Genomic DNA, 17,923 nt, shown 5'->3' on the forward strand with positions numbered 1-17,923 from the left:
TCTGCCCGGGAAATTCTGTCAGACGAGGCGCTGATACTCCTTCGCAATTTCACAGGCCAGTACCGCATTGTTGAACACCAGCTGAATATTTGATTTCAGGCTGTCACCACCGGTCAGCTCTGCAACCCGCGCTAACAGGAACGGCGTACTCTCTTTGCCCACGATGCCCAGATCTTCCGCTTCTTTTACCGCCCGATCGATTGCCGCATTAATTTTCTCTTCGGCCATCGCAAACTGCTCTGGGATGGGGTTCGCAACAACCAGACCGCCGTCGAGACCCGTTTGCCATTTCACCGCCATGGCACGGGCAATCTCTTTCGCACTATCCAGACGGATACTGACCTCAAACGGACTGGTACGGCAGAAAAATGCTGGCAACGCGTTGGTTTGATAACCAATTAACGGCACACCAAAGGTTTCTAAATATTCAGTAGTTAAGCCGAGATCAAGAATAGATTTCGCCCCGGCACAAATTACCGTGACATTGGTATGCGCCAGTTCTTGCAGATCCGCGGAAATATCAAAGGTATGTTCAGCACCACGATGAACTCCACCTATTCCCCCTGTCGCAAATACTTTAATTCCCGCCAGGGCGGCAATAATCATGGTTGAGGCAACCGTCGTTGCACCATTTTTTCCTGCCGCGACCACAAACGGCAAATCACGACGACTTACTTTCGTAACGCTATGACCTTCACGCCCAAGCAGCTCAATTTCATCTTTGCTTAAACCAACTTTCATTATTCCGCCAATAATGGCAATGGTCGCAGGAACCGCACCGTGTTTACGAATAGTTTCTTCTACTTCAATCGCTGTCTGGGCATTCTGCGGAAATGGCATACCATGAGAAATAATGGTTGATTCAAGTGCAACAATCGGCTTCTTACTGTTTAATGCTTCCTGTACTTCTGGAGATATTTGTAATAATTCAGAGGAAAGAGTTAATTCAGACATTCTGTGTTCTCCACTAATGAGCTTACATTCGCAACAGACAAATCAGGGTTATTGGTATATTCACAGGCTAACGCCATTGATGAACAACCCTGCGCAAATCGAACCGAATCAATAAAGGGCATGCCGTCTACCCAGCAGGACGCCAGTCCAGCCATCATTGCATCGCCAGCCCCGGTAACATTAATGACGTGAGTTTTAATCGGCAGTGACCAACCACGACTCCCCGCAATATCACTGTAATAAACACCGTCACCGCCCATGCTGAGCACCAGCCTATTTAAGCCGCGATCATGAAACCAGGCGGCGACTTTACCCACGTCATCACGCCCGGAAAGCGCAATACCGCTTAGCGTTTCGGCTTCAAGCCGGTTGGGTTTAAGAGTGTGAATTTGTCCAAGCCGCTCGCGAATTTTGACGCATTTCCATGCCGATACCGGGTCAACAAACACCGGAACCTCTCCGGCATTTTCCAGCACCCATGCCAGAGCATCTTCGCTGATATTGCAATCGGCGACGATGACTTTCGCCTGCCGAATAAAATCATGATGCTGTGATAAAAAATCTGCTGAAATATGTTCGGTAATGCTCATATCATTAATGGCAACCAACATTTCACCGGTGTTATCAAGCAATGATAAATAACTGGACGTATTCTCTCCGGGAACGATAAGACACTTATCAACATGAACTCCGGATTGATTGGTTTGCGCCAATAACGATTGTCCATAAAAATCATTACCAACCGCCGTCAGTAACCATGAATTTTTCCCCAGCAGCGCGAGATTATGTGCAATGTTACGTCCAACTCCGCCGGGGGTGAATTTTATCTTTCCTGGATTCGAATCCGCATAATTTAGAGAAGCATGCGAATACCCAGCAACATCCATATTGGCCGAGCCAATAGTTACTATGTATTCCTTTTCACGCATAGCACGTCCCCTGGCAATTAACTTGCCACAAATGAGTTCGTTAAAAATAACCAACGCCACACATCAGGTTATTAGAGCACATGTTCACTATCAAACACGTGTTCATAGTAAGCGTGTTTTTGACAAAGTAAATCCATGTTCAAGATCTAAACTCAATAGATATGAACAGAATCACAATTTTTTATAGATACAGTCTGTAAAGGAAAGAGAAAATGAGAGGTAGTACACAATTCAAGCAGTCTAAAGAGTTTAACTCCGGCATAACCGGAGATTTTTCAGATGCGACAGGCGATCCGGTTCGTATCAACTGAGCGAAACAAGGTCCTCTGGCATATGGTTGTACAAAATCCGCCAGAAGTGCTCAGCCGTTTTATTCAACCGGGTATCCATTCGGTAAATATAAGCCTGAATAGGCACCATCAGTTCCGGCGTCTGCAGACAAACCAGCCGCTTTTCGCGCAGTTCGTTTACGATTGTCCACGCCGGCAGCCAGGCGATACCATGCCCATCCAATGCCATATTTTTTAATAACTCACTCATCGAAGACATAAACAGCGTTCGGGCTGAAATGCCGCCTACTTCCGCCAGATGACGGTTTACCAATCTTCCCATGTAGGATGTGCTGGTATAGTTCAGAATCGGCGCCTGCGACTGGTAGATATCAAACAACGCCTTACCCTGCGCATCAACTGCACACACGGGGTACAGTTCAGACTCAAAAACCTTCAAGCCGCAGAAAGGTGACTGCATTAAGTCTTCATCCCGAAAGGAGATAATAAAATCGCTTTTCCCCTCGCGCAGAGTATTCACCGCCTGAACAACATCAATAGCTTCAACGTGATAGACAAACTCCTCACCCCAGGCCGCCATTGAGTGCACCAATCTGGGCAACATCGTCAGCGACAGAGAATGTGCCGCCGCTATTTTGATATTGGGTACACCCAGTAAATTGTGGCCGCTTAGCTCATCCAGATTGCATTCCAGCTGTTGCAACAAACTACGGGTTTGCGAATGAAATAGCTTGCCCTCTTCCGTGAGTTGCAGTGGGCTCGTTGTGCGATCAAAAAGCAGCACACCCACGGCTGATTCGAGCGCCTTGATCCGCCGACTAAATGCCGGTTGGGATATGTTGCGCTCCTCAGCCGCCTGGGAAAAATGACGGCATGCCTCCAACGTCAGAAAGTCATATAACCATTTTGTCTCAATATTTTTCATGCTTATCACGCGGATATTTAAATATGCCTATTAGCCTTAAAGCATCATGCCTGAATAGTTCCGGAGATGACATTCATCATTAGCGCCTGGTGATTCGTTTTTTGCATCAAGGCTTCATTTTTAACATTAACATACTTCTCTCCCTATCGGTTACGACCGCTTTTCCGCCGCGTAACGCGGAGCCTCTGGCCGAATACCGGCCTGCTGAGGTTACACAATAAACCACAGCCATGCGGTTTTTGCATTGAACCATACATTATTGCATTTCTCCTCACCTCTCACTGCTGTTAAACATTATCAGCAGACACAACCCGGCCCTGAATATTAATCATCGGTGAATTGAGGTATATATCGTGAAAGGTTTAATTGGCGTGCTTGGTGGTATGGGACCTGCTGCAACGGTCGATCTGTTTAATAAATTCGTCACTTTTACCGCTGCGCAACGTGACCAGGAACATATCCCCTTAATTATTTCATCTATTCCTGACATTCCTGACAGAACCGACGCGTTAATGCATCATGGTCATTCCCCACTTCCGGCAATGCGCGATTATATGCATAAACTCGAAGATGCTGGCGCCGAGTGTATTGTGATCCCCTGTAACACCGCCCACTTTTGGTTTAATGAATTAAAAGCGTGCTGCCATACAGAGCTGCTCAGTATCGTTGAAACGACCATCAATGAGGTTAAAAACTGCGGGAAATCGCAAATCGGATTACTCGCCACCAACGCCACTTTATACATGGGCCTCTATCAAAAAGGCATAGAATCTCTTGGGTTAACCTGCATCAGCCCTGACTCATCCAGTCAGGAAAAAGTGATGGAAAGCATTTATTGCTTAAAAGCTGGTGATGCTAAGCGGGCGCAAACGCTGATGAATGAACAGGCTGAAGCACTCTTCTCACGCGGGGCACAAGTCATCGTGCTCGGATGTACTGAAGTTCCTGTCATTCTTGCCGAAGCAGTCAACAAGTCACCTGAGAAATATATTGATTCAACCGGTTCGTTGGTTCGTGCCGGTATTAAATGGTACGAGAAACGCGTGGGTAAAAATCACCTTTTGGCACAATGAATGTCCATGCCTGTTTAATTGTTGCATTAAATAAAAATCCATTTTAATTACAAATTACTCTCTGGCGGAGGCCATTATGATTTGGCTAGAAATTATCGTAGTGTTGGGCGCAATATTTTTCGGTATCCGCCTTGGCGGAATTGGTATTGGTTTATGTGGCGGGCTGGGGCTGGCTATTTTAACGCTGGGATTTGGGCTGCAAATTGGTTCACCCCCCGTTGACGTTATTCTTATTATTATGACGGTGGTGGTGGCGGCATCCGCGCTACAGGCCGCCGGAGGCATGGATTATCTGGTTCGCATTGCCGGTAATTTTATGCGCCGTAACCCTAAATATATCAATATTATTGCGCCGATTATCACCTGGTCGATGACGATTATGGCGGGAACAGGGTTCATCGTCTTTTCTACTCTGCCAGTGATTGCCGAAGTTGCCAAAGAGTCAGGTATTCGCCCTTCCCGTACGCTCGCAGGCTCCGTAGTCGCTTCTCAGGTGGCGATATCCGGTTCGCCGATCAGTGCCGCAATGGCCGCTATGTTGACTATTATGGAAGGCAACGGTATCAGCTTTATTCAGGTCATGGCGGTATGTCTGCCTGCCTCATTTGTCGCTGCGATGGTCGCCGCTTTTATCGCCTCACGTCAGGGATGTGAGCTACAGGATGATGAAGTCTATCTGGAACGCCTGCAAAAAGGACTGGTGCGTAAATATGCAGGGCAAAACAGCACAACGCCAGGTGCCAGACTGTCAGTCGCCCTGTTTATGCTGGCAACGGTGGTCATCGTTATTCTTGCCGCATGCCCTCAATTGCGCCCTGGATTCGATGCAGGTAACGCAATGAATACCCGGGATATTATCATTATCTGCATGCTAGCTGCCGCGTGTCTGATGGTGGTGCTATGCAAAACATCAACAGACGCGATTGTCCTGACATCCACGTTTCGCGCGGGTATGAGTTCGTTGGCAGTGATTCTGGGTATTGTTACGCTGGGCACAACTTTCATTGATGCCCACTTAACGGGGATAAAGGATATCGCGGGCGATATTCTACGGGCTTATCCGATGCTGTTGGCGCTGGTGCTGTTTGGTACCTGCGCGCTTCTCTATTCGCAGGGAGCCACCACGCCGCTGATTATCCCTCTTGCCGTCGCGCTCGGCGTACCCACATGGGCCATTCTGGCTTCCTATGTCGCAGTGACCGGCGTGTTTGTTCTGCCAACTTATCCAACTTCGCTGGCGGCAATGGAGTTCGACACCACCGGGACAACGCGCGTGGGTAAGTATGTCTTAAACCATCCGTTTATGTTGCCAGGGCTTGGCGGGATCATTGCTGGCGTTGCCTTTGGTTTTATCATCGCGCCAATGATTGCCTGAACTGGTTAACACTACCGGGCAGATTTAATGGATAAAAAAAGGGGCAGAGAAATCTCTGCCCCGGATGTCAGCGTTAAATCAGGCCGCCTTTGCCACAACCTCTGCTTCCGGGCGTTTCAGCACCGCGTAGGAGAGACCGGCTACCAGCGTACCGGCAATAATGGCCAGCAGGTATCCAACCACCGGAGTGATTGCGCCAGGGATTAACAGCACGAACAGACCGCCGTGCGGCGCCATCAGCTTAGCACCCACCGCCATAGAGATAGCCCCGGTAATCGCGCCGCCAACGATACAGCAAGGCAAAACGCGCATCGGGTCACGGGCAGCGAATGGGATAGCCCCTTCGGTAATAAAGCACAGGCCCAGTACCAGCGCAGCTTTACCGCCTTCCTGCTGCGCTTTGTCGAACTTACGACGCGCCACCAGCGTTGCCAGCCCCAGGGCCAGCGGAGGCACCATACCCGCCGCCATAATCGCCGCCATCGGCGCATAGGTTTGCGTACTAAGCAGGCCCACACCGAAAGCATACGCCGCTTTGTTAACCGGACCGCCCATATCGGTACACATCATGCCGCCCAGAATCGCTCCAAGCAGCACCGCGTTCGCGGTTCCCATGGTTTGCAGCCAGTGGGTCAGACCTTCCAGAATGCCCGCCACTGGTTTACCGATCAGGTAGATCATGGCCAGACCAACCACCAGGCTTGAGAGCAGCGGAATGATCAGGATCGGTTTCAGCGCTTCCATACTCTGCGGGAGTTTCAGCTTCGTGCTGATGAGCTTCGCCACATAACCGGCAAGGAAACCGGCAATAATCCCGCCAATAAAGCCGGAACCGGTGCTCACCGCCAGCATACCGCCGATAAGACCAGGCGTCAGACCCGGACGGTCAGCGATGGAAAACGCGATGTAGCCCGCCAGAACCGGCACCATCAGCGCGAAAGCTGAACCACCGCCAATCTGCATCAGCGCCGCCGCCAGCGTACCCTGCTCCTTGAACGCTTCGATACCAAAAGCGAATGAGAGTGCAATACACAGACCGCCAGCAACCACCATCGGTAGCATGTAGGATACGCCCGTCAGCAGGTGACGATACGCGCCAGCGCTCTCTTTCTTACCTTCAGTGGTTGCAGACTGCGCTTTGCCGGCAGGCTGGTACGGCGTTGCTTCTTCCAGCGCTTTATCCAGCTCCTGCTTCGTTTTCTTCAGCGCAAGGCCAGTAGAAGTACGGTACATTGGTTTTCCGGCAAACTTTGCCAGATCAACTTCAATGTCAGCCGCCACAATCACCAGATCCGCCTGAGCCACCTCTTCCGGCGTAATGGCATTGCCTGCGCCAACAGAACCACGGGTTTCAACCTTCACCCACCAGCCACGTTTTTTCGCTTCTGTTTCAATAGCTTCAGCGGCCATAAACGTATGGGCTACGCCAGTTGGACAAGCCGTCACCGCCACCACGCGTTTTGGACCACTACTGGCCACGGACGCTGTCGCAACCGGAGCGCTATAAGGTTTTGCGTGGCCTTTCGCTTCACTGAGGAAAAGTTCAGGATGCGCAACCGCACGACCAATATCGCCCAGCCAGACTTTTTTGCCGTTCAGCGAACTGTCGGCAGGAAGCGTGTCGCCCAGAACAATTGCCAGTTCGGCATCATTAGGATTATCAATAATTTCCAGATGTGCTTTCTGCGCCGCCGCTCCAAGCAGGGTTTTCGCCATATAAGCGCGAGCCTGGCCGAGATTAGCGTCAATAATCAGCAGCGTTTTCATTATGCCTCTCCTGCTGTCAGTTAAACGGTTTTAAGTCGACACGCGCCATCATTGCGGCCAACTGAGGACGATCGGTAATGCCCACATTGCTTTGGCTTACCGCCAGGGCGGCAACAGCGGTTGCCAGACGCAGGGTGTGTTCACTGGATTCACGCATCAGCAGGCCGTAAATCAGGCCGCCAACCATTGAATCACCCGCGCCTACGGTGCTTACCACCTCGACTGACGGCGGTTTAGCAATCCACTCACCCGAAGCGTTAACCCACAGCGCACCTTCCGCGCCAAGTGAAATCACCACGTGAGCAATACCCTGCTCGCGCAACGCATGTGCAGCTTCAATCACATCTTTCATTTCTGGCAGCTTACGGCCAGCCCAGATTTCCAGTTCACGACGGTTTGGTTTTACCAGCCACGGCGCCGCTTTCAGACCGGCCACCAGTGCTTCACGACTACTATCAAAGATAATGCAAGGACACTGACTGCGCAGGCGCGTCATCCAGTCGGTGAATGCTTCCGGGCTAACGCCGGTCGGCAAACTGCCGCTGACGCACACCATGTCGAACTGGCCCAGCCAGCTCAGCGAGTCATTCACAAAGCGTTCCCAGTCGGCCGGGGTGACTTCAAAGCCGGAGAAATTGAAATCGGACACTTCGCCGTCTTTTTCGGTCAGCTTGACGTTGATACGGGTACGCCCCTGTACAACCTGAAAACGGTTGGCGATACCCAGCTCGCTGAACAACTGCTGAAAACCATCCTGGTTGTCTTTACCGAGGAAACCACCCACCGTTACATCGATACCTAAATCTTTCAGAACCTTAGCGACGTTAATCCCTTTCCCTGCCGCGTGCAGACCGGTCGTTTTAACCAGGTTCACTTCACCGCGTTCAATTTCCGGGCAGAAACCCACCAGATCGTAGGCTGGGTTAAGGGTGATAGTAGCAACACGTCTGCTCATTACGCGCCCTCCCCAAGACCCGCCGCGATGGCTTCGCCAATCGCTTTCAGCGCCTGTTCAGCATCTTCACCCTGGGCGGTAAAGCGCAGGTGATGTCCTTTCTTCACGCCTAATGCCACAACTTTCATCAGACTGCGTCCATTCGCCGGCTTGCCGGTTCCATCAAGATTTGTCACGGTAATTTCACTGTTAAATTGTTTAATCGTATTCACCAGCATGGTGCCCGGGCGGGCGTGTAAACCATGCTCATTGCGCACAATAAATTCGGCGCTCAGTACATCATCAGTTAAGGCATCATCGCTGGTCAGCAGCGCCAGCACCGTTGCCGCATCGGCTTTCAACAAACGGTCAGCTTTATTAGTCAGCAGCAGATCGCCAAGGCGCTTCAGCACCGCAACCGGTTGTTCGTCATTCATGGCGACGGTCACCAGCAGGGCTGCCGCTTCACCTTGTACATCGAACGCTGTTGCTGCGCGGCTGACCGCAACGGCGCTGCGCACATTGCCTTCAGCACAGTCATTCAGCCAGATCCCCTGACCGAGATTCATCGGTTGCTCATTAATGGCTCTGGCCACAAAGGTGGCGTCAACCGCGCCGACCTCTTTCAGCCGTGCGGCGTTGAGAGCCTGCAGCGTGACCAGCGAGTTGGCAACGACGTCCAGCGACAGCGTTTCGTTATCAAGCTTGAGCTGTTCGCTTTGCTTTTCCCCCATCAGCAACGCGCGCAACTCTTCCGCCGTGGTCGCAGATTTCAGCTGTTCAGCGACGGAGTCATCGCTCAGCACATGCGTCAGCTGACGCAGTAAACCGAGGTGCTCATCAGAGCTGGCGGCGATGCCGATTGCCACATAAGCAACTTGCCCTTCACCCCAGATCACTCCCTGCGGAAACTGAAACACCTGCACGCCGGTTTTCAGCACCCGATCGCGCGTGTCCGTCGTACCGTGAGGAATAGCAATACCGTTGCCGAGGAACGTGGACGTCTGTTGTTCACGCGCCAGCATGCCATCGACGTAGCCTTCCGCCACGTTACCTGCCAGCACTAAGGCAGCGGCAACCTGGCGAATAGCCTCTTCTTTATTCCCGGCCTGTTCGCCCGGGTGAATATCCTGAACAGATAACTGGAACATGGTTCTCCTCTCCCGCTGATTTGAAACGATTCAGCTAACATGAGAAAAAAGGCGTCACCTGACTCCATCAGTTATGGCAAGATGACGCTGAAACGTTTCAAGAAGTCTTGCTCTTTTTTCTTCAGCACACAAGTAAAGTTGACAAATTACTTGCTGAATTTAGAGATAACGCACATTTTCTCCGCGGAGGAGAAAAAATTGCTGACGCAAAAAAGGCGTCAGCTTGTCAAATTCAGCAGCGTCAGCAAACTGCGTCCTCTGACTGAAATGCTATTTTGATTTTTGATGCCGATTTTGATTTGGCTCCCTGTTTATTTTCTGACAAGCAGCGTAAACTCCGCGTCTCTTCACATTATTGATATCAAAACATGCACAACACCCCCGTAGCCGCCACACCCAAGGCGTTTGATTTAACGTCTTCGGCGTTCCTGCTTGTCGCATTTCTGACGGGTATCGCCGGTGCGTTGCAGACGCCAACGCTCAGCCTTTTTCTGACGGATGAAGTCCATGCCCGTCCCGGCATGGTCGGGTTCTTTTTTACCGGTAGCGCCGTAATCGGCATTTTGGTGAGTCAGTTTCTGGCCGGACGTTCAGATAAAAAAGGCGATCGCAAAAACCTGATTGTGTTTTGCTGCGTGCTGGGGATGCTGGCCTGCGTGCTGTTCGCCTGGAACCGTAACTATTTTATTCTGCTGTTTGTCGGGGTATTCCTCAGCAGTTTCGGTTCGACCGCCAACCCGCAAATGTTTGCTCTCGCCCGCGAGCACGCCGACCGTACGGGTCGGGAAGCCGTCATGTTCAGCTCGATATTACGTGCGCAGGTTTCGCTGGCCTGGGTGATTGGCCCACCGCTGGCCTACGCGCTGGCCATGGGGTTTAGCTTTACGGTGATGTACCTCAGCGCGGCGGTGGCGTTTGTTGTCTGCGGCGTAATGGTCTGGCTGTTCTTACCCTCGATGAGTAAAAACGTGCCTCTCGCGACAGGGGCGGTAGAAGCCCCGCGCCGCAATCGACGCGACACGCTGCTGCTGTTTGTTATCTGCACGTTAATGTGGGGGACTAACAGTCTCTATATCATTAATATGCCGTTGTTTATTATCAACGAACTGCATCTGCCGGAAAAGCTGGCGGGCATCATGATGGGAACTGCCGCGGGGCTGGAAATCCCAACCATGTTGATTGCCGGATACTTCGCGAAGCGTCTGGGCAAACGCCTGTTGATGAGAATCGCCGTTGTCGCCGGATTTTTCTTTTATGCCGGCATGCTGTTGGCCCACTCTCCGGCGATATTGCTTGGCTTACAGCTGCTGAACGCGATTTACATCGGCATCCTCGGCGGGATTGGCATGCTCTATTTCCAGGATCTGATGCCGGGACAAGCGGGTTCAGCCACAACTCTCTATACAAATACCATTCGCGTGGGCTGGATTATTGCCGGATCGTTGGCGGGTATTGCCGCTGAAATCTGGAACTATCACGCGGTATTCTGGTTTGCGTTGGTGATGATCGTCGCCACCGTCGCATGTCTGACGCGCATCAAAGACGTTTAAGGTGCGGTCAGCGCCTCGAGCTCGATGAGATAGACCATGGCCTGGTGCGTCGTCTGTCCGCACATTTCCGCACTGGGCTGTAAACCGGCGCACACTTTTGGCCGCAGAGGCGAAGCAAAAATTTTACAGCGCAGGGATTCATCCAGTTGAACGCATGGTGTGTTAGCGGGCTTGCCATCAGGCATGCCGGGGATGGGACTGGAAATTGAAGGCGCGGTGCAACATGCACCACAATCCGGACGGCATTCCATACAGTACTCTCTTTATCGTAAACCATCGGATTGTGCAGGAAGCGCACAGTAACACCTTTTGGGCACCAGCAAAAGCATCAATTCCGCTTGCCTGAATGCCCCAGCGCGAGTAGTTTTACGCGATATTTTAGACACTCCTCATTACAGGATTTTTTCGATGCCAAGAGCGAACGAAATTAAAAAAGGTATGGTACTGAATTACAACGGCAAACTGCTGATTGTAAAAGATATTGATATTCAATCACCAACCGCACGTGGCGCCGCCACGCTGTACAAAATGCGTTTTTCTGATGTTCGTACCGGTCTGAAAGTTGAAGAGCGCTTCAAAGGTGATGACATCGTTGATACCGTCACACTGAGCCGTCGTGGCGTTGATTTCTCCTATGTCGATGGCAACGAATACGTCTTCATGGATAAAGAAGACTATACCCCGTATACCTTCACCAAAGACCAGATCGAAGAAGAATTGCTGTTCATCCCGGAAGGCGGAATGCCGGATATGCAGGTACTGACCTGGGACGGCCAGCTGCTGGCGCTTGAACTGCCGCAAACGGTAGACCTGGAAATCGTTGAAACGGCACCGGGCATTAAAGGCGCGTCAGCAAGTGCGCGTAACAAACCAGCGACCATGAGCACCGGTCTGGTTATCCTGGTTCCTGAATATCTGAGTGCAGGCGAAAAAATCCGTATTCATATCGAAGAACGTCGCTACATGGGCCGCGCAGACTAATTTTTCTGCTGCGACAGCGGTGAAAAGGGACAGCATTTGCTGTCCCTTTGTTCTTTTCAGCCCTGGCTGCTGAGGTAAAAATCATCCATCAACAGAGATTCCAGATACAGCTCATCCTCACGCATAAAATGCGTTATGACGTTAACCGCCTGAGGATAAACCCCCTCTTCGTCCCGGTGTAAACAACTTTCCCGTAGCAGGGGTGCCCAGCACATAATGTGATGATGCAAAAAGTAATATTGCGCCGATAACGTCTCCTTTTTGGTAACCATTCTCGCCATCAGTGCCAGCTGTACAGCAATATGGTCGGCAGGCTCGTTGTCCTGCGGTGTCAGCCCATACTCGACTAACAGCACATTCATTTCCTTGCGTTCTTCAGGCGCGGTCGTATGCGGATAATGCCCCGCATAGGGAGAAACGCCGCCAGGAGGTGCCAGTAAAAACAACGAGGCATAGTCCGCCGCCAGCTCCAGCTGTCGGCTTTCCCGGCGCAGCGCCCGAACGAGACTACGTTCCAGGTTTTTAACATCAACGGATAACCCAGGGATAGCCGTCAACGACGCCAGCCACTTTCGGCTTTCCCCACTTTCCAGACGGATGAGTTGCTCCTCGTCCAGCTCGCGGAACAGCAGTTGCGAAAACCACTGGTACAGCGCCGCCCGCTGTCGATGAATATGATTATGCTGCACTTGCCCCCTCCTCTTTCACAACCTCCGGCCCGCCAAAGCCCGTGACCTGCGGGGCATTCTCCTGGTACCGCTCCACCTCGACCAGCACCGTATGCGCCGAAGGCCCCTGCGCCAGTTGTGATGTACCGATATCCGCACTCAGCACATTCGGATCGCCATAAGTGCATAGTGTGCCCGCTTTCCCACCTTCCTGCGGCGAATACCACGCGCCTTCATGAATCCGGACGACGCCAGGCGCGTAATCCGGACTGATCACCACCCCGGCCAGCACCTGGCCTCTGGCGTTAAACACTCGCGCAATATCCCCGGCTTTCAGGCCACGTGCGCGGGCATCCGACTCGCTCATGTACAGCGGCTCTCTTCCTGCCACTGCATAGGTGTTGCGAAACGCCTCACTTGAGCACAGCTGGGAGTGCAGACGTTTATCCGGATGGCAGGACTGCAGATGCAGCGGATATTTATCTGTTTTGCTGCCATGGGTACGCTCAAAGGGTTCCATCCACACCGGATGCCCCGGGCAGTCCTCGTAGGCAAAGCCCGCGATGGTTTTGCTGTAAATTTCAATCAGACCAGAGGGTGTTCCTAACGGGTTGATATCCGGCTGTTCGCGAAATTCTCCATGACGCACCCACGGCTTCCCGGCAGGATATTCAATGTATCCTTCGCCCTGCCAGAAGCTCTCGAAGTTCGGCATACTCACGCCAAGGGACGCTCCCGTTTTCGCGCCCTCATCATAAATGGCTTTTATCCACTGCATTTCATCCCGCTTTTCGCGGTATGTCTCTTCCTGACCAAAGCGTTTGCACAGACCGGCAAAGACATCAAAGTCATGTCGCGCTTCAAACTGCGGTTTAACCACCTGATGTATCGCCATCAGCCCTTTATTCGAGTGTGTACCGAACTGCTCAATGTCATTACGCTCAAAGCGCGTGGTCACAGGCAGGACGATATCGGCAAAACGACAGGATGCTGTCCACTGATGATCCAGAACGACCACGGTTTCCAGCTTCTTCCACGCCTCGATCATGCGGTTACGATCCTGCTGAGCATGGAACGGATTGGCAGCGCTGAAAATCGCCATTTTGATATCAGGGAAAGTTAATGTTTCACCATTGAAAGCGATCTTTTTGCCTGGCGCCAGCAGACAATCGATCATTCGCGAGGTAGGAATATGCTCTGAAGCGCCGCGGAAATCCGCTTTGTATTTCGCGGCCGGGGGATTGTTGATGCTCCCGAGGCCGGACAGGACGGGACCGGCAGAAGTGACCGTCCCGCCGCCGTTATAGTGCCAGCCAAACCCTACTCCGCCGCCCGGCAAGCCAATTTGGCCAACCATGCTGGCCAGCACCACCAGCATCCACGGATACTGCTCGCCATGGTGCATACGCTGCACGCACCAGCCGCCCATAAACTGTGTCCGGCCTTTGACCAGCAGGCGGGCAAAGTCGCGGATCTGCTCCGCCGTCAGGCCGCAAATTTCCGCCGCCCATTCGGCATTTTTCGGCTGCTTGTCGCTTTCCCCAAGCAGATACGGCAAGAACTGTTCAAAGCCCACGGTATAATCGTTAATGAACGCCACGTCATACAGTTTTTCTTCGTACAGGGTATGCGCCAGCGCCAGCAATAACGCGACATCCGTTTGCGGTCGCAGCGCCAGTTGCTCACAGCCAAGATAGTTTTGCGACTTGCTACGCACCGGATCAACGCTGATAACGCGCATCTTACCCTGCGCAACCGCTTCTTTAATCTGCTGCCAATAGCCAAACGCATCGTGATCGGGAACCAGGAACTCGATCTGCAGATTCTTGATAGGATCGCTGCCCCACAGCACGATGGTTTGGGTATTTTCGATAACCAGCGGGAGTGACGTTTGCTGCTCATAAACTTCCAGCGAACCAATCACATGCGGCAAAATGACCTGCGCTGCGGCTGCCGAGTAGTCGCCGACGGTCGTTACATAGCTACCGTGCAAGCCGAGTCCCCGATCCATCGCGCCGCCGGCCTTATGATATTTGCCAACAATTTGCCAGTCCGCCAGCCCGGTAAAGACACCAGAAGATCCGTAGGTCTTTTGTACCCGCTCCAGCTCTTCATAGACCAGATCCAACGCCTGATCCCAGCTCACACGGACAAAGCGATTATCGCCGCGCTGGTTGCGATCTGACTTTTCACGCTTGCGCAGCCAGTCCAGCCGCACCATCGGGTAGCGTACCCGCGAAGGGTTGTAGACCACTTCACGCACCGCATTCAGCATATCGCAGGGGTATTTGTCATGTTTGAAGGGGCGGGTATCGACCCATTCACCGTTCACGACTTTGGCTTCAAAAGCGCCAAAGTGCGAGCCAGACTGGATCCATTGCTCCGGGTTTTCACCCGCTGCCCAGACCTTTGAGATCAGTGGATTTGGCCCTAAAGCGCTGACGGCACCGACTGCCAGCATTCCACTTAAAAACCGTCGACGTGACGGATTAAAATCATGAATATCCATAAATTATCCTTTTGAATTGTTAGGTTGAGGTATATCGCTGGCGTGAGTCTGGAGATATTTCAACAACGTACGGTCTTCCACCGGATTAAGCCGGTAGTAGGTGGACATGGATTTCAGTCCGGCGATCCAGCCATTCGCGGAATAGCGGGTCGGCGGCGGCGTGCTGTGGCAAGCGCTACAGGTGGATTGCAACATCTGATCGGCGTATTGCCAGAGGGGGTCAATATTGTCGGTAAACCCCTCCGCCGAACTCCAGGCCATCACGCTGACCTGCTGCCACTCCTGATGTGACTCCGGATCAACCTGTGTTTGCTCAACCTTCACATTGCTCATCAGCGAGGCATCTAATACGGCAGCAAAAACGCGTTTACCCATATACTGGGTAATCACCCGTCCACGTCCTTTGCTTTCCCGCCAGCCGGTCAGCTCTATCTGAACGTTTTTTCCTTCTCTTTTCAGCACACGCACTTGCGTTGCCGGGTACAGCATGGCTTTACCTGCCGGGCTCTCTGCTGTCACAGTCAGTGATTTTTCGCCTAACGAATACAGCGTCGTCGCCGTGGGTAACTGCTCTCCCTGACGCTGCAACTGCTGGTAACGATCGCGAAAACCGCTGCTCATATCGGGTTTGTGATGGGCAATACCTTTGTGACAATCGATACAGTTACTGTCTTTTGCCGCCGCCGCGGTCATTTGCGCCGCTGCATTTGCCGATTGCTTACCGTGATCCATCGCCTCGTAGCTATGGCAGGATTTACACACCGCAGAATTATTCGCGCTCATGCGCGCCCATTCTCGCTGGGCCAACTCCGCCCGCTTTGCGGCAAATTTTTCCGGGGTATCGATCGAAGGAGAGATAAAGGTGTGGTAGAGGTCGTTTAAGGCTTGCGTTTTACGAACCAGCGTTGGGACGATGCCTGGCGGAATATGACAATCCTTACACTCCGCACGCACACCAGAAGCATTGCGAAAATGCATGCTGGTTTTATACTCCTCGCCAGATATGCGCATCGAGTGACACGATAAACAAAACTCGGTAGAACTGGTGTAATGAACGCCTTGCCACGTTCCCCAAATAGCCAGGGCCATTGCTACCGCCCCGGTGAATGCGCACCATAGTGCGTTTTTTCTTATCCACGACATGCTTGCCTCCATTTTTTTAATAGCGACACGCTAAGGGATAATAAAAATCAAAAATAGAGACAGCGAAGGCAGATTATAGGAACAGCATCCACTCTATGAGGTTCGTCAAATAGTAAAGAGCAGAAGTCCGTAATATAATTACCATCTATAAATAAGGAATTTATCATGCTCAAACTGACTCTCGATAGAGAAAGCCGGACTCCGCTGCAGTTGCAGATATTTCAATTTTATTTACAGGCCATTCAGCGGGGTGATTTGCTGTGTGGAGATAAACTCCCCTCTATTCGCGAGCAGGCTCAGGCATTGAACATTGCCAAAATAACGGTAGTGATGGCCTATGATAAGCTGATGGCGGCTGGATTAATTAAGAGCCGACACGGCATTGGCTATGAGGTGATATTCACCACGCCTGTACGTGTAACCCCAGCGCATGTGTCCGTATCCCAGGGCTCTCCGCCAGTAACACCAAAAGCGGCCGGGGTCTCTACCGATGTTTACGCAGAGCCTGGGCGGGAGTGCTACTGCCGGATGGGCGTCCCCGATCCCAATGCTTTTCCCTGGGCAAGCTGGCGAAAATGGAATAACGCGCCAAGCGTACTTAAAGAGCAATTGTTTACCCGATATCATTCATCAAATGGATTATTTTCACTGCGTGAGCAACTAGCTAGGTACCTTAATTTATCTCGCGGCATTAATACCCGGGCGGAGAACATCATCATTACCAATGGGATTCAGGAAGGATTGTCGCTGCTCAGTCAAATATTTATTGTTCATCATGCCGTCAGTCAGCAAAAAAAGTGCCACGTTGTGACCGAATCCCCTTGTTATTCTGGCGCATGGCATCTGTTTAATTATTACGGTGCAGACATTACGTCAATTGCTGTAGATAACCACGGGCTGCAAACAGATAAATTACCCGAATATGAAACCCAGCTTTGCTATGTGACTCCGGCTCACCAGTATCCAATGGGAAGCGTCCTTTCGCTGGAGCGCCGTCAGTCATTATTGACGTGGGCGCAGCGCGTCGGCGCTTATATCCTTGAAGACGACTACGATGCTGTTTTTACCTATGGCGAGAACCCCCTTCCTGCACTGAAAGCTATGGATTATCACAACCGGGTTATCTACATGGGGACATTTTCCAAAACGCTGGGGCCGGGAACGCGTCTTGGCTATCTCATTTGTCCTGATGAACTGCTCCCGGCAGTAAAGAATATGAAAGCGCTCAACAACAACGGCAGTCAGTGGCTATTGCAGCAATTTTTAGCCGAATTAATGCAAAATCAGGTGTTTTACTCGCACATCAGCAAGCTGGCCTGCAACTATGCGGCGCGCCTCAATCTGTTACGCGATGGCCTTTCTGTTCTGTTTCCGTCAGGGAAAATCGCTGGCGCAACGGCGGGTCTGCACCTCTCGTTACGCGTTGACAGACACCCAGATATGATAGCCAGGCTGCAACAGCGCTGCCTGCTGGCAGGGATCCGCTTTGACACTCTGCCAGATATAGAAAATGGCTCAGGAGCCGCATGGCGTAGGGAGAATAGCGATGCTGTTATGTTTTTCGGGTTTGGCGGATTGCAGATACAGCAGATCAAAAAGGTGCTGTCGGTACTGGAGCAGGCGCTAGCGCAGCCTTGATGAATTTCAGGGATCGCGCCTGCGGCACAATCCCTG

The 17,923-nt window shown here is 51.9% G+C and carries 15 protein-coding genes; 5 read left to right on the forward strand and 10 right to left on the reverse strand.

Features of this window, described 5'->3' with window-relative positions:
- Positions 1-18: 18 nt before the first annotated feature.
- The 3 genes from WC7_RS10470 to hypT form a co-directional block, all read right to left on the reverse strand.
- Complete coding sequence (locus WC7_RS10470; RefSeq protein ID WP_016153730.1) at positions 19-954, reverse strand: pseudouridine-5'-phosphate glycosidase; 936 nt, start codon at positions 952-954, stop codon at positions 19-21.
- Entirely contained in the window at positions 942-1,883 is a 942-nt protein-coding gene (locus WC7_RS10465) for a pseudouridine kinase (RefSeq protein ID WP_016153731.1), read from the reverse strand. Before WC7_RS10465 ends, WC7_RS10470 begins: the two co-directional genes overlap by 13 nt.
- A 303-nt stretch (positions 1,884-2,186) precedes the next feature.
- The gene (gene hypT / locus WC7_RS10460; protein WP_016153733.1) at positions 2,187-3,098 is read right to left on the reverse strand and encodes a hypochlorite stress DNA-binding transcriptional regulator HypT; all 912 of its coding nucleotides are present in this window, start codon (positions 3,096-3,098) and stop codon (positions 2,187-2,189) included.
- A 353-nt stretch (positions 3,099-3,451) separates the two neighbouring features.
- Between hypT and WC7_RS10455 the strand changes: the two genes are divergently transcribed.
- Both WC7_RS10455 and WC7_RS10450 read left to right on the forward strand, forming a co-directional pair.
- Positions 3,452-4,171: a cysteate racemase gene (locus tag WC7_RS10455; protein ID WP_016153734.1), complete on the forward strand. Its 720-nt coding sequence runs from the start codon at positions 3,452-3,454 to the stop codon at positions 4,169-4,171.
- 76 nt (positions 4,172-4,247) lie between these two features.
- Positions 4,248-5,546 (forward strand): anaerobic C4-dicarboxylate transporter, encoded by a 1,299-nt coding sequence (locus WC7_RS10450; protein WP_016153735.1) that lies wholly within the window; start codon positions 4,248-4,250, stop codon positions 5,544-5,546.
- Between the two features lie 78 nt (positions 5,547-5,624).
- Here the strand turns inward: WC7_RS10450 and fruA are convergent, their stop codons facing one another.
- The 3 genes from fruA to fruB are packed head-to-tail and all read right to left on the reverse strand — an operon-like array spanning position 5,625 to position 9,398.
- A complete protein-coding gene (fruA, locus tag WC7_RS10445) occupies positions 5,625-7,313 on the reverse strand; it encodes a PTS fructose transporter subunit IIBC (RefSeq protein ID WP_016153736.1) in 1,689 nt (562 codons plus the stop codon).
- A 16-nt stretch (positions 7,314-7,329) separates the two neighbouring features.
- Positions 7,330-8,268, reverse strand: coding sequence for a 1-phosphofructokinase (gene fruK, locus WC7_RS10440; protein WP_003834544.1), 939 nt, complete (start codon positions 8,266-8,268; stop codon positions 7,330-7,332).
- Positions 8,268-9,398, reverse strand: coding sequence for a fused PTS fructose transporter subunit IIA/HPr protein (gene fruB / locus WC7_RS10435; RefSeq protein ID WP_016153737.1), 1,131 nt, complete (start codon positions 9,396-9,398; stop codon positions 8,268-8,270). Before fruB ends, fruK begins: the two co-directional genes overlap by 1 nt.
- A gap of 368 nt (positions 9,399-9,766) precedes the next feature.
- Between fruB and setB the strand changes: the two genes are divergently transcribed.
- Entirely contained in the window at positions 9,767-10,948 is a 1,182-nt protein-coding gene (gene setB / locus WC7_RS10430) for a sugar efflux transporter SetB (protein ID WP_016153738.1), read from the forward strand.
- Here the strand turns inward: setB and WC7_RS10425 are convergent.
- A complete protein-coding gene (locus WC7_RS10425) occupies positions 10,945-11,199 on the reverse strand; it encodes a YkgJ family cysteine cluster protein (protein ID WP_016153739.1) in 255 nt (84 codons plus the stop codon). The two genes, setB and WC7_RS10425, sit on opposite strands and share 4 nt — an antisense overlap.
- Before the next feature lie 157 nt (positions 11,200-11,356).
- On the opposite strand from WC7_RS10425, the gene yeiP reads away from it, so the two are divergent.
- A complete protein-coding gene (yeiP, locus tag WC7_RS10420) occupies positions 11,357-11,929 on the forward strand; it encodes an elongation factor P-like protein YeiP (protein WP_016153740.1) in 573 nt (190 codons plus the stop codon).
- Between the two features lie 56 nt (positions 11,930-11,985).
- On the opposite strand, the gene torD is transcribed toward yeiP, so the two are convergent.
- Genes torD through torC form a run of 3 tightly spaced genes read right to left on the reverse strand, consistent with a single transcriptional unit; the run spans position 11,986 to position 16,249 of the window.
- The gene (torD, locus tag WC7_RS10415; RefSeq protein ID WP_016153741.1) at positions 11,986-12,618 is read right to left on the reverse strand and encodes a molecular chaperone TorD; all 633 of its coding nucleotides are present in this window, start codon (positions 12,616-12,618) and stop codon (positions 11,986-11,988) included.
- The gene (gene torA, locus WC7_RS10410; RefSeq protein WP_016153742.1) at positions 12,608-15,106 is read right to left on the reverse strand and encodes a trimethylamine-N-oxide reductase TorA; all 2,499 of its coding nucleotides are present in this window, start codon (positions 15,104-15,106) and stop codon (positions 12,608-12,610) included. Before torA ends, torD begins: the two co-directional genes overlap by 11 nt.
- Before the next feature lie 3 nt (positions 15,107-15,109).
- On the reverse strand, positions 15,110-16,249 hold the full coding sequence (gene torC / locus WC7_RS10405; RefSeq protein WP_016153743.1) for a pentaheme c-type cytochrome TorC: 1,140 nt from the start codon (positions 16,247-16,249) through the stop codon (positions 15,110-15,112).
- 165 nt (positions 16,250-16,414) lie between these two features.
- Between torC and WC7_RS10400 the strand changes: the two genes are divergently transcribed.
- Complete coding sequence (locus WC7_RS10400) at positions 16,415-17,887, forward strand: MocR-like pyridoxine biosynthesis transcription factor PdxR (RefSeq protein ID WP_016153744.1); 1,473 nt, start codon at positions 16,415-16,417, stop codon at positions 17,885-17,887.
- Positions 17,888-17,923 lie beyond the last annotated feature (36 nt).

This window comes from Citrobacter sp. KTE151 (assembly GCF_000398845.1).
Lineage (GTDB): Bacteria > Pseudomonadota > Gammaproteobacteria > Enterobacterales > Enterobacteriaceae > Citrobacter > Citrobacter braakii.